Here is an 11,501-nt window from a genome sequence, read left to right on the forward strand (position 1 = left end):
ACGGCGGGCCAGCTTGGCCGTTAGCGGACCATGGCGTCATCCTCCTCGAAACCGCCCGGCATGGGCGGCCCGCTGGTCGGGCTGGCGGCGGCCCTGTTCGGCGGTCTGGCCGCGGGAGCCGGTGCCGCGCACCTCCTGCATCGAAAAGGCCACAAGGTCGGCGTTGATTTGCGCCACTACCGCCCCGAGCCCGCCGAACCTCTGCCCCCGACGCCCGAGGACTATGAGGCCCGGGAGCCCGGGCGCGGAAGGGTGGCGCAAAAGCCCGGCCAGATACCGCGTAAGGGCTGGACCGACATCCTGTGGCGCACCGGCGCCAGCTATTTCGGGGACCGGGTCGGATTCGTTTCGGGCGGAGTCACCTTCTTTGTGCTGCTGGCCCTGTTTCCGACGCTGGCTACCATCGTCACTGTCTATGGCCTGTTCGCGGACCCCGAGGACGCCTGGGGAAGATTGCGCTTCCTCTATTCCGTCCTGCCCTCCGGCGTGGCGCAGTTCATCGGCGGTGAGATGCAGAGGCTGGCCGAGGACTCCCGGCCGCGCCTGACGGTGACGCTGATCGGCACATTGGCCCTGTCGCTTTGGGTCGCCAACAACGGCATCAAGACGCTCTTCTACGGGCTGAACATCGCCTATCACGAGGTCGAGCGACGCAATGTCGTCCACTATAATCTGTTGTGCATGGGGTTCACCCTGGCGGGTCTGGCGGCGGTTCTGGTGACCGCAGCCCTGGTGGTCGGGGTGCCGCTGGTTCTGGGGCCCCTGGGTCTCGCCACCCATCTGGAGCCCCTGGCTCCCCTGCGTTGGCTCGTGCTCTATGTTGTCTACATTACGGCGCTGACGGTCATCTACAGGCATGGCCCCTGCCGGGCGCGGGCGCGTTGGCGTTGGCTGACGCCCGGCGCCGTGATGGCGGCCACCCTCAGTCTGGGCTTGTCGGCTGTGTTCAGCTGGTATCTGCAGAATTTCGTGAGGACTGACAGCTTTGGCCCGCTGGCGGCTATGATGGGTTTCCTGCTGTGGACCTGGCTGACCGTGCAGATCATCCTGATGGGCGCCGAGCTGAACGCCGAGATCGAGCACCAGACGGCCGTCGACACGACCGTTGGCGAGCCGGAGCCGATCGGCGAGCGTGGCGCCATCGTCGCCGACAGTGTGGGCGCCAAACGCGGCAGCCCCGCCGCGCTAAACTTCACGCTCAAACACGCTGAGGCGATATCCGACCGACTGCTGCGCCGGCGCAATCGCAAGCGTGCCCGGAAGAGCTAGACCTCAGGCCGAGCGGGCGCGGATGGGGGCGGCCCCATCGGACAGGGACTCGTTCAGGTAAACCTCGGCTTCCTGCGCAGGCAGGGCCGGGGCATAGCCGAAGCCCTGCCCGTAGTGACAATTGTCCTGCAGCAGAAGCGCTGCCAGTCCGGCGTTCTCGACGCCCTCGGCCACGACCTCCAGCGACAGGTCACGCCCGAGATTGACGACCGAGCGCACGATCTTGGCCGAGCCCTCGTCCCGATCCATGGTCAGCACGAAATAGCGGTCGATCTTGAGCGTATCGAACGGCAGACGCGCCAGATAGCTGAGTGACGAGAAGCCGGTGCCGAAGTCGTCCAGCGCCAGCGAGGCCCCGACCTCTTTCAGGCGCGCCAGCACCACCGCGGCACTGGCCGTGTCGCGCATGATGTCACCTTCGGTGACCTCCAGCTTCAGCGCACCGCGGGGCAGGCCAGTCTCTTCGATGATACGGGCCACGTCCTCGACCAGATTGGGGCGCTCGATCTCGCCGACCGACAGATTGACGCTGCAGAACAGCTTGCCGGCCAGCGGGTGGCGTTTCAGCCATTCGGCCAGCTGGCGCGCGGCTTGGGTCATCATCAGCAGACCCAGCTCGTTCATCAGACCCATTTCGTCGGTCAGGGTCAGGAATTCGTCGGGCGGGACCAGCCCCCGCTTGGGGTGGCGCCAACGACACAGAGCCTCAAACCCGGCCACGGCGCCGGTCTTGAGATTCACGATGGGTTGATAAAAGGCCTCGATCTCGCCGCGCACAAAGGCATTGCGCAGGTCAGACTCCAGCGCCAGTCGCGACAGGCTGTCGGTTTCCAACGCCCGACCATAGGCGGCAGCGCCGCCGCGGCCAGCCGACTTGGCCTGCTCGACCGCTAGCTCAACCCTACGCAGCAGTTCGCCGGGATCCGGGGCATCGGGCCCGCCCTCAGCCGTCACGGCCCCGATCGAGACCGTCGGATAGATGTCAAAGCCGGCGACCCGCAGCGGCTGTTCCAGCGCCTGACGCAGGCGGCCCGGGACATGGCCGGTGCCCTTGCGAACCAGAACCGCGAACTCATCCTCGCCGATCCGGGCAGGCAGGTCGTCGCCCGAGAAAGCTGCTGCCAGACGGGAGCCCAGGGCAGACAGCACCCGATCCACCCGCTCATGGCCCAGCGCCTCGTTGAGACGACGCAGGCGATCCACATCGGCGACCACCAACTCATAGTCTCCGGTCCGCGTCAGGGTCTCGCCGACCCGCGCGAGGAAGGACCGCCGGTCCAGCAATCCGGTCAGCGGATCCCGGTCCGATCCGGCAAAGGTTGTCTCCAGCGCGACCACACCTGCGGCCCGCAGACCGTCTTCCAGCCAGACGCCGCGCCACAGACAGGTCGGATGATCCCGCATGCGCAGACGCACGGCGATTTCGGTGCCTTCCGCCTGGGGCTTGAGCAGGGCCTCTGCCAATGCCCGGTCCTGCGGCATGGCCACTGCGGCAAAGGCGGCGCCGGAACATTCGGGGGCCAGCGGGCCCAGTCCCAGCGGTCGGCTGGCCCCGGTCACGCGCAAGCGGTCCTCGGATGGGGTCCAGACCCACAGGGCCGAGTCAGCCGCTGCCAGCGCCTCGATGGCCATCGAGGCATCCCAGGCCAGGGCTGATTGCCGCGTACTCACCCGCCTGAACGATCCTCACCCGGCGCTTTGCCAGCGCCATCCTCGTGTCGATCATCGACACGTCCGAACAGAAGATGATCTGCCCATGCGCCGTTAATTTTGAGATAAGCCCGGGCCATTCCTTCGGACTCAAACCCGGCTTTTTCCAGGACCCGGCGCGAGGCGACGTTCCACGGCACGCAGGCCGCCTCGACCCGGTGGAGGTTCAGCGTGTCGAACGCAAAGGCGACCATGCCCCGGACCGCAGCCGTGCAATAGCCCTTCCCGGCATGGGGTTGGCCGATCCAGTAGCCGAGGGTCCCGGCCTCGCTGACGCCTCGGCGGATGTGGGACAGGGTGACCGCACCGGCCAGCTGGCCGCTGGAGGCTTCGAACACAAAGAACGGCCAGGCCGTGCCGAGGTCCATCTCTCGACCGTAAAGAGCCAGACGCCTTCGAAAGGCGGGTCGGGTCAGATCGTCTTCGGGCCAGGCGGGCTCAAAGGGCGCCAGATAGGCCTGTGACACCGCCCGGAGCGCGGCCCAGGCTTCATAGTCCGCCGAACGCGGCGGACGCAGCACAACCCCCTCCGACTGAAGCGTCGGGCCAGACCGCTCGCTGATCCAGTCCAGTATAGCCATCCGTCAGGCTTACCCTGTCAGGGCGGTCCCGAACAGAAGGCCCGCCGACAGGCCAGCACGCGGCCCCAGCACCGCCGTGGCCGTCAGGCCGGGTGCCAGGCAGCTCGCCAGCGCCTGCCGCACATCCTCGCGGCTCTGGGACATGACCTCGTCCACCATGGCGTCGCTGCTGACCGGATGGCCGAAGATCAGCGACTGGGTTGCCAGTCGCCCGGCGCGCGCCACCGGGCTTTCGTCCGCCATGCGGATGCCGGCCCGGGCGACGGCGCGGGCCCGGTCCAGTTCACGGTCGGTCGGTCCGTCGGTCACCAGCGCTCGGATCGTCTCGCCACAGACCTGGGCCAGTTCAGCCGCCCGGTCGGCAGCGGAGCCCGCATAGATGCCCAGCAGGCCGCAGTCGGCATAGCTCTCGTGGTAGGCGTCGATGGCATAGGCCAGTCCCCGCTCTTCCCGGGCGGTCTGGAACAGGCGCGAGGCCATGCCACCCCCCAGAATCTCGACGCCCAGCCTCAGCGCGGGCCGGCGCGGGTCGGTATGGCTGAGGCCCGGAAGCAGGAAGACCAGATTCGCCTGCTCGATCCGACGAGCCAGCCGCGCCTCACCGCCCATGAACGCCCCGGACGGCACAGGCGACGCCGCGCGGGCGGCGCCTTCCATAAAGCCGCGCTCGACCAGGGCCAGAAGCCGCGCCTCATCGACATTCCCCGATACGGACACCACGATCCGGTCAGGCCGGTACATGTCCGCACGGAAGGCCCGGATGGCTTCGCGGTCGATGGGGGCCAGCGTCTCAACCTGACCGAGGATGGCGCGTCCCAGAGGCTGGCCCTCGAACGCCCGCGACTGCGCCATTTCGAAGACGTGGTCGTCGGGGGTATCAAACGCCTCGGCGATTTCCTGAGCGACGACGTCCTTTTCGCGTTCGACCTCATCCGAATCGAACACCGGGCGGAAGATCAGGTCGGAGATCACCTGAAGTGCGGTCTCCAGCCCGTCCGCCATGGCCCGGACCTCGAAGACGGTCCGCTCATAGCCGGTCGAGGCATTGATCGAGCCGCCCCCGGCCTCGATCCGCTCGACAATCTCGCGGGCCGACATGTCGCCCGCCCCCTTGAACACCATGTGCTCCAGGAAATGGGACCAGCCGGAATGCTCGGGGCTTTCGTGCCGCGCGCCGGCGGCGATGGCCACGCAGACAGCCACGGTCTGCAGACCCGGAATTGGATCGCAGACGACGCGGACGCCATTCGGCAGGGTGTGGGATTTCAGGGTCAGGATGTCAGCTTCCGGCGGAGCAGAGCGATGTAGAATCCGGCCAGCGCAAGCGCCAGGCCGAACCAGGTCAGGGCATAGCCCAGATGGTTATTTGAAAACGCGGCGGGAGGGGCGGAGGGTTGCAGTGCCTCCCAACCCGGCCATGCCGAGCCGGTGGCAAACAGCACATAGGGAGGCACCGGGCCCTCGACGCCCAGCGCCCGGCTCATGGCCTCGGTGTCGCGGGCGTAGAAGCGGTTACCCTCCGGCGGCGGGGCAAAGGCGCCGGGCACTTCCACCCGCCGGGCCTGGGCGGTGATGGCGGGGATGGCAGCGGGCTGTTGCGCCGGGCGGGCGCTCACCGTTTCGGGCACAAAGCCCAGGTCGACCAGCCAGCCGTCACAGCTGGAGATCAGACGCACGCCCACCTCTCCGTCCTGGATGGATTGAAGCTCTACCCACCGGCCGTTCTGGAAATCACAGACGAGCACGGCCGTGCGGAACTCCGGATCCGGCATCTGCGCGAGGGCCTCCAGAGACACCGGCGGCAGGTCGGCAGCGGCCTCGGCGCGAGCGATCAGGCCCTGCTTCCACTGAAGGCGCTGAACCTGCCACACGCCCAGCGACACGAGCAGGACGAAAGCCAGAAGCGAGACGATGGTCAGCCCCCAGGGAAAGCGGGCCGTCCTGTGTTCAGACATGGGGCGCGACTCCATGGTGGCGATCGCGGATCTGCAGGGCAATCATCAGCCCCTTGCCCGGACGCATCAAGCCGAAGGACAGGGCCAGAACCAGCGGCACCGCCACGATCAGCAACACCCACAGCGGGGGCGCAAAGGCGATCTGCAGGCCCAGCGCGAGAAACGCCGAGATGCCGCCCGAGATCTGCATGATGAAGACGGATGCTCCATCGCCGGTGTTCAGCCGGGTGAAGTCGGTGCCGCAGACCGCGCAGCAATCCACCACCTTGAGAAAGCCGGCGAACAGTTTGCCCTCGCCGCAGGCCGGGCACCGGCAAAGCAAACCGGCGCGGATCGGGTTGATCCGCCCGCCCCCATCAAGCAAAGAGGCGCGGGACTGTTCATCCCGCGCCAACTTGGGATCGATCCCTGTGGGCCCGTTGATCACCCGAAGATGACGTAGACGAAGGCAAACAGGAACAGCCAGACCACATCGACGAAGTGCCAGTACCAGGCCGCGGCCTCAAAGCCGAAATGCTTCTTCGGCGACATCTGGCCCGCCATCAGCCGCAGCAGGCAGACGGCCAGGAAGATCGTGCCGATCAGCACGTGGAACCCGTGGAAGCCGGTCGCCATGAAGAAGATCGAACCGTACAGGCCCGAGTTCACCGCTTCCTCGTTGAAGAACAGGTTCTCGTGGATGATGTGGTAATATTCGTACGCCTGAACGCCGGTGAACAGCACCCCCAGAAGAACCGTGATCAGCAGGCCCAGCTTGGCGCCCTTGCGGTCACCGACCTGCAGCGCGTGGTGCGCCCAGGTGACCGTCGTACCGCTCAGCAGCAGGATGACGGTGTTCAGCAGCGGCAGTTGCCAGGCATCCAGCACCTCGACGCCCTTGGGCGGCCACAGGCTCGTACCATCGGCATTGGTCCACGCGGTGGCCGTGTCGGTCCAGAAGCTGATCGCCGGGATGTGTGCGCGCGCCTCGTTGTAGACTGACATTTCGAAGAACATCCAGAAGAAGGCCGCGAAGAACATGATTTCCGACGCGATGAACAGCACCATGCCGTAGCGCAGGCCGATCGAGACGACCGGCGTGTGATCGCCCTGACGGCTTTCCTTGATCACGTCGCTCCACCAGCCGAACATGGAATAGAGCACGCCCGCCAGACCGGCGAAGAACAGCCACTGGGTCCCGGCCTCAAGACCAAAGACGCCCTTCATCCAGGCAACCGCGCCGACCATCATCACCGTGACGGCGATCGAGGCGACCAGCGGCCACGGGCTGGGATTGACCAGGTGATAGTCGTGATGAGGAGCGGCGTGCGCGTCAGCCATTCTGGGGTCTCTTGCTCTCGGATAGACTCGTGATTGGCCCTATAGCGCTCACGATCCCGACGCGCCAGAGTTTGCCGTCACCGAAGCGGGGTCAAAATCCTTGGTCGGGTAGAACGTATAGCTGAGCGTGATCTGGGTCACGCCCCTGCCTTCGGGATCGGTGGCCAGTTCGGGGGCCACGAAATACTGCACCGGAAAGCGCATCGTCTCGCCGGCGGGGATGACCTGACCGTCAAAACAGAAGCATTGCAGCTTCTGGAAATAGGCCCCGGCCCGCTCGGGCACGACATTATAGGCGGCCGTGGCGCCGATCGGCTGATCGGAGGTGTTGGTCACCTCGAAATAGGCCATGCCCGTCTCGCCGATTCGCACGCGCTGCTGCAGCTGCTCGGCCTCGAATGTCATCGGCAGGTTGCGGACATTGGTGTCGAAGCGCACCAGCACCGTCTCGTCCAGCACGACGTCCGGGGCCTTGTCGGCCTTGCGCACCGTGCCGTCAAAGCCGGTCACCTGACAGAACAGCTGATAGAGCGGCACGGCGGCAAACGCGGCACCGGTCATCAGCATGACCACACCGCCACAGATCAGGGCGATCAGATTCTTGCGATTCATGAGGCGCCCTTGCTACCGGGGCCTGTCGGCTGGGCCGGGGCCTCGGCGACAGCTCTTGCGGCTGACGAGTCAGCGATGTTCTGCTTCAGGCGCAGAAAGGTCGTCAGAAAGACCAGCACCATGAAGGCGACCAGTCCCAGCGCGATCCACAGATTGCGGCGCTTGCGGGCGATCAGTTCATCATCGGTCAGGCGCATGAGGGGCATACCAGTGTGGATGCAGGCAGGTTCTCGAGCAGGAGCGCCAGGAACAGCAGCATCAGATACAGGATCGAATAGGCGAACAGGTTGCGTGCCGGTTTGGCGTCAATCCGCACATCATACAATGCGGCCTCTCGTCCCACAGCCGGACCGCCGTGGGTTCGGTCGGCCTCGGGCTGATCCCCCGCCCGGCTGCGCCACAGGCGAAAGGCCAGCAGCAGGAACAGCAGGCCGCCGATCAGCGACACACCCAGATAGATCGCTCCCCCGAGGTCCGTCACGCCCGGCAGGATGGCGACCGGCACCAGAACCAGACTGTAGAGCAGGATCTGCAGGCGGGTCGACTTCGCCCCCCGCGCCACCGGCATCATGGGAATTCCCGCCCGCGCATAGTCACCGGCCGAATAGAGGGCCAGCGCCCAGCTGTGCGGCGGCGTCCACAGAAAGATGATCAGGAACAGCAGCCAGGCCTGCCAAGGCGCATCGCCGGTCACGGCGGCCCAGCCGATCACCGGAGGGAATGCTCCGGCCGCCCCGCCAATGACGATGTTCTGCGGCGTCCGGCGTTTGAGCATCAGGGTGTAGAAGCCGGCGTAATAGACGATGGTCAGCGCCAGCAAGCCGGCCGCGAACCAGTTGGTGTTCATGCCCAGCAGCATGACCGAGAACAGCGACAGGACCGCGCCATAGGCCAGGGCGTCGTTCTTGTTGACGCGACCGGCGGCGACGGGCCGACCCCGGGTGCGCTTCATCAGGGCATCGGTCTCACCCTCCAGCCCCATATTGAGGGCCCCGGCGGCGCCGGCGCCGACCGCAATGCACAGGATGGCGATGGCGGCGACCAGCGGATTCAGCTGACCTGGTGCAACGACCAGGCCCGTCACCGCCGTGAAGATGACAAGCGACATGACTCGCGGCTTCAGCAGCTGGAAATAGTCACCGGGCTGGGCAGTCGACAGTCTGGGCCGCGTGTCGGTCATGGGTCGGGAGACCGTGTCGTTCTATGAAAGGTCAGGACCGTCCCTTCACAAGGAAGGGACGGTCCCGGGGACTTCGGATCAGGCCGTCCGGCGCGGATGCGCCCTCGGGTCAGTGGTGTTTCTCGTCCTTGACCACCGGCAGCTCATTGAACTGGTGATGCGGCGGCGGCGAGGACAGGGTCCATTCCAGGGTCGTGGCGCCTTCGCCCCACGGATTGGCAACGCCCGGGCGACGACGGATGGCGGCCTCGATCAGCACGATCAGGAAGACCACGACGCCGACCACGGTGATCACATAGCCCCACGACGACACCTGGTTCCAGAAGGTATAGGCCTCCGGATAGTCGATGTAGCGACGCGGCATGCCCTGCAGGCCGAGGAAGTGCTGCGGGAAGAAGATCACATTCACGCCGACGAACATGATCCAGAAGTGCAGCGCGCCCAGGAACTCATTGTACTTCACGCCGAACATCTTCTCGAACCAGTAGTAGAAGCCCGCGAAGATAGCGAACACGGCGCCCAGCGACAGCACATAGTGGAAGTGGGCGACGACGTAATAGGTGTCGTGGAAGCTGTAGTCGATGCCGGCATTGGCCAGCACCACGCCGGTCACGCCGCCGATGGTGAACAGGAAGATGAAGCCGACGGCCCACAGCATGGGCGTCTTGAAGTCGATGGACCCGCCCCACATGGTCGCGATCCAGCTGAATATCTTCACCCCGGTTGGAACAGCGATGACCATGGTCGCGGCGATGAAATAGGCCCGCAGGTTCACGGTCATGCCGACGGTGTACATGTGGTGGGCCCACACGACGAAGCCGATGAAGCCGATGGCCACCATGGCGTAGGCCATGGCCAGATAGCCGAACACGGGCTTCTTCGAGAAGGTCGAGACGATGTGGCTGATGATGCCGAAGCCCGGCAGGATCAGGATGTAGACCTCGGGGTGGCCGAAGAACCAGAACAGGTGCTGGAACATCACCGGATCACCACCGCCGGCGGGATCAAAGAAGCTGGTGCCGAAGTTGCGGTCGGTCAGCAGCATGGTGATGGCGCCCGCCAGAACCGGCAGCGACAGCAGCAGCAGGAAGGCAGTGATCAGCACCGACCAGGCGAACAGCGGCATGCGGTGCAGGGTCATGCCCGGCGCGCGCATGTTGAAGATGGTGGTGATGAAGTTGATGGCGCCGAGGATCGAGCTGGCGCCCGCGACGTGCAGGGAGAAGATCGCCAGATCCATGGCCGGGCCGGTGTGGCCCATGGTCGACAGCGGCGGATAGATGGTCCAGCCCCCGCCGAAGCCCTTGCCCGGGCCACCGTCGACGAACATCGACATGCACAGCAGGATCCAGGCCGCGACCAGCAGCCAGAACGAAATGTTGTTCATGCGCGGGAAGGCCATGTCCGGCGCACCGATCATGATGGGCACGAACCAGTTGCCGAAGCCGCCGATCATGGCGGGCATGACCATGAAGAAGATCATGATCAGGGCGTGGGCCGTCACGGTGACGTTATAGCCGTGCTTGGACGCCTCAACGAGACCCAGCTGCTCGATCAGACCGCCCTGCACGAACACCTGCATGCCCGGCTCGGCCAGTTCCCAGCGGATCAGGCCCGAAAGGGCGCCGCCGACGATGCCCGCCATGATGGCGAACAGCAGATACAGGGTGCCGATGTCCTTGTGATTGGTCGACAGGAACCAGCGGGTGAAGAACCCGGGCTTGTGGTCGTGATCGTCGTGGGCGGCGTGTGCGGTGGCCATGGTCGTTTCGGGGCTCTCGCGTAACTTATTGGGCGGCGGCGGGCGTTGCCGCCGGTTCGGAGGTGGCGGCATCAGCCGCCGTATCGGTTGTCGCTTCGGCGGCCGGAGCGACCTCAGCGGCGGCGGCTTCAGCCGCAGCAGCAGCCTCGGCGTCCGCAGCAGCCGTCATGGAACCGCCCTTGGAGGCGACCCAGGCGGCGAACTCGGCTTCGGTCACCACGCGGATTTCGATGGGCATGAAGGCATGGTCGACGCCGCACAGCTCTGAGCACTGGCCGTAGTAGACGCCGGTGCGCTCCGCGTTGAACCAGGTCTCATTCGTGCGGCCCGGGACGGCGTCGGTCTTCAGGCCAAAGGCCGGCAGGGCGACCGAGTGAATGACATCCGACGCCGTGATCAGCAGACGCACCGTCTTGCCGACCGGCACGACCATGGCCTCGTCTGCAGCCAGACGATACGGCACGTTGCGGGCCTGGGCCTCGTCTTCCGGCAGCATGTTCGAGATATACTCGGGGACAGCCTGGTCGGGGTATTCATAGCCCCAGTTCCACTGGTTGCCGGTGACCTTCACGGTCAGGTCCGGCTCGGGCATGGCCTCATACTTGTACAGCAGCCGGAACGAGAAGATCGCGATCACCAGCAGGATCACGACGGGCAGGATGGTCCAGATCACCTCGATCAGGGTGTTGTGGCTCCACTTGGCCGGGACCGGATTGGCCTTCTTGTTGTAGCGGATTGCCACCCAGATCAGCAGGCCCAGTACGAACAGGCTGATGATCGTGATGACCGGCATCAGGATCACGTCGTGGAACCAGATGGCGTCGTGCTTGAGCTCGGACGCAGCGGGCTGAAGGGGAATACCCTTGGCCCCCGGTGTCGGTTGGCCCAGCAGCAGATCCTGGGCCATGGCGGGCATGGCCGAGGCCCCCACCATGATCGTGGCACCAATCGAAGCGGTCATTGCCGCCGTGGCTGCCTTAAGGGCGCGAATGCCCGATGCCATCGCAGACGTCCTCATCTCAGTCTTTCCTACGAGCGATCTGCGAACGGATCGCAGACGCACCCGGCCCCTCGGGCGTAGTGTGATGGCCGGTCCTTATCCCCCCGCTTCG

The 11,501-nt window shown here is 65.6% G+C and carries 12 protein-coding genes; 1 reads left to right on the plus strand and 11 read right to left on the minus strand.

Features of this window, described 5'->3' with window-relative positions; translation table 11 throughout:
- Positions 1 to 30: 30 nt before the first annotated feature.
- The gene (locus tag B4K74_RS02250; RefSeq protein ID WP_286691584.1) at positions 31 to 1,269 is read left to right on the plus strand and encodes a YihY/virulence factor BrkB family protein; all 1,239 of its coding nucleotides are present in this window, start codon (positions 31 to 33) and stop codon (positions 1,267 to 1,269) included.
- Between the two features lie 3 nt (positions 1,270 to 1,272).
- On the opposite strand, the gene B4K74_RS02255 is transcribed toward B4K74_RS02250, so the two are convergent.
- The 11 genes from B4K74_RS02255 to coxB all read right to left on the minus strand — a co-directional run bounded on the left by B4K74_RS02255 (position 1,273) and on the right by coxB (position 11,350).
- Positions 1,273 to 2,901 (minus strand): putative bifunctional diguanylate cyclase/phosphodiesterase, encoded by a 1,629-nt coding sequence (locus B4K74_RS02255; RefSeq protein WP_286691639.1) that lies wholly within the window; start codon positions 2,899 to 2,901, stop codon positions 1,273 to 1,275.
- Positions 2,902 to 2,936: 35 nt separating this feature from the next.
- Complete coding sequence (locus B4K74_RS02260; protein WP_123285740.1) at positions 2,937 to 3,560, minus strand: GNAT family N-acetyltransferase; 624 nt, start codon at positions 3,558 to 3,560, stop codon at positions 2,937 to 2,939.
- A 9-nt stretch (positions 3,561 to 3,569) separates the two neighbouring features.
- Positions 3,570 to 4,901, minus strand: coding sequence for a M16 family metallopeptidase (locus B4K74_RS02265; RefSeq protein ID WP_414631897.1), 1,332 nt, complete (start codon positions 4,899 to 4,901; stop codon positions 3,570 to 3,572).
- Positions 4,832 to 5,515, minus strand: coding sequence for an SURF1 family protein (locus tag B4K74_RS02270; RefSeq protein ID WP_123285768.1), 684 nt, complete (start codon positions 5,513 to 5,515; stop codon positions 4,832 to 4,834). Before B4K74_RS02270 ends, B4K74_RS02265 begins: the two co-directional genes overlap by 70 nt.
- Positions 5,508 to 5,909 (minus strand): DUF983 domain-containing protein, encoded by a 402-nt coding sequence (locus B4K74_RS02275; protein WP_286691585.1) that lies wholly within the window; start codon positions 5,907 to 5,909, stop codon positions 5,508 to 5,510. Before B4K74_RS02275 ends, B4K74_RS02270 begins: the two co-directional genes overlap by 8 nt.
- 29 nt (positions 5,910 to 5,938) lie before the next feature.
- The gene (locus B4K74_RS02280; RefSeq protein ID WP_286691586.1) at positions 5,939 to 6,835 is read right to left on the minus strand and encodes a cytochrome c oxidase subunit 3; all 897 of its coding nucleotides are present in this window, start codon (positions 6,833 to 6,835) and stop codon (positions 5,939 to 5,941) included.
- Between the two features lie 48 nt (positions 6,836 to 6,883).
- Entirely contained in the window at positions 6,884 to 7,447 is a 564-nt protein-coding gene (locus B4K74_RS02285) for a cytochrome c oxidase assembly protein (RefSeq protein WP_286691587.1), read from the minus strand.
- Positions 7,444 to 7,644: a hypothetical protein gene (locus B4K74_RS02290; protein ID WP_286691588.1), complete on the minus strand. Its 201-nt coding sequence runs from the start codon at positions 7,642 to 7,644 to the stop codon at positions 7,444 to 7,446. The genes B4K74_RS02285 and B4K74_RS02290 overlap by 4 nt, the downstream gene beginning before the upstream one ends.
- The gene (cyoE, locus tag B4K74_RS02295) at positions 7,635 to 8,627 is read right to left on the minus strand and encodes a heme o synthase (RefSeq protein ID WP_123285746.1); all 993 of its coding nucleotides are present in this window, start codon (positions 8,625 to 8,627) and stop codon (positions 7,635 to 7,637) included. The genes B4K74_RS02290 and cyoE overlap by 10 nt, the downstream gene beginning before the upstream one ends.
- Positions 8,628 to 8,736: 109 nt before the next feature.
- Positions 8,737 to 10,389, minus strand: coding sequence for a cytochrome c oxidase subunit I (gene ctaD / locus B4K74_RS02300; protein ID WP_123285747.1), 1,653 nt, complete (start codon positions 10,387 to 10,389; stop codon positions 8,737 to 8,739).
- Between the two features lie 25 nt (positions 10,390 to 10,414).
- Positions 10,415 to 11,350, minus strand: coding sequence for a cytochrome c oxidase subunit II (coxB, locus tag B4K74_RS02305; RefSeq protein ID WP_286691589.1), 936 nt, complete (start codon positions 11,348 to 11,350; stop codon positions 10,415 to 10,417).
- Positions 11,351 to 11,501 lie beyond the last annotated feature (151 nt).

Origin of the sequence: Brevundimonas sp. UBA2503 (assembly GCF_002341485.1) — a bacterium.
Taxonomy (GTDB): Bacteria; Pseudomonadota; Alphaproteobacteria; order Caulobacterales; family Caulobacteraceae; genus Brevundimonas; species Brevundimonas halotolerans.

Bases quoted from the DNA above. Each gene is read 5' to 3' on its own strand.
- cyoE (WP_123285746.1), bottom strand. From the start codon at position 8,627: ATGACCGACACGCGGCCCAGACTGTCGACTGCCCAGCCCGGTGACTAT.
- B4K74_RS02290 (WP_286691588.1), bottom strand. From the start codon at position 7,644: ATGCGCCTGACCGATGATGAACTGATCGCCCGCAAGCGCCGCAATCTG.
- B4K74_RS02270 (WP_123285768.1), bottom strand. From the start codon at position 5,515: ATGTCTGAACACAGGACGGCCCGCTTTCCCTGGGGGCTGACCATCGTC.
- ctaD (WP_123285747.1), bottom strand. From the start codon at position 10,389: ATGGCCACCGCACACGCCGCCCACGACGATCACGACCACAAGCCCGGG.
- B4K74_RS02255 (WP_286691639.1), bottom strand. From the start codon at position 2,901: ATGGCCATCGAGGCGCTGGCAGCGGCTGACTCGGCCCTGTGGGTCTGG.
- B4K74_RS02285 (WP_286691587.1), bottom strand. From the start codon at position 7,447: ATGAATCGCAAGAATCTGATCGCCCTGATCTGTGGCGGTGTGGTCATG.
- B4K74_RS02250 (WP_286691584.1), top strand. From the start codon at position 31: ATGGCGTCATCCTCCTCGAAACCGCCCGGCATGGGCGGCCCGCTGGTC.
- coxB (WP_286691589.1), bottom strand. From the start codon at position 11,350: ATGACCGCTTCGATTGGTGCCACGATCATGGTGGGGGCCTCGGCCATG.
- B4K74_RS02260 (WP_123285740.1), bottom strand. From the start codon at position 3,560: ATGGCTATACTGGACTGGATCAGCGAGCGGTCTGGCCCGACGCTTCAG.
- B4K74_RS02280 (WP_286691586.1), bottom strand. From the start codon at position 6,835: ATGGCTGACGCGCACGCCGCTCCTCATCACGACTATCACCTGGTCAAT.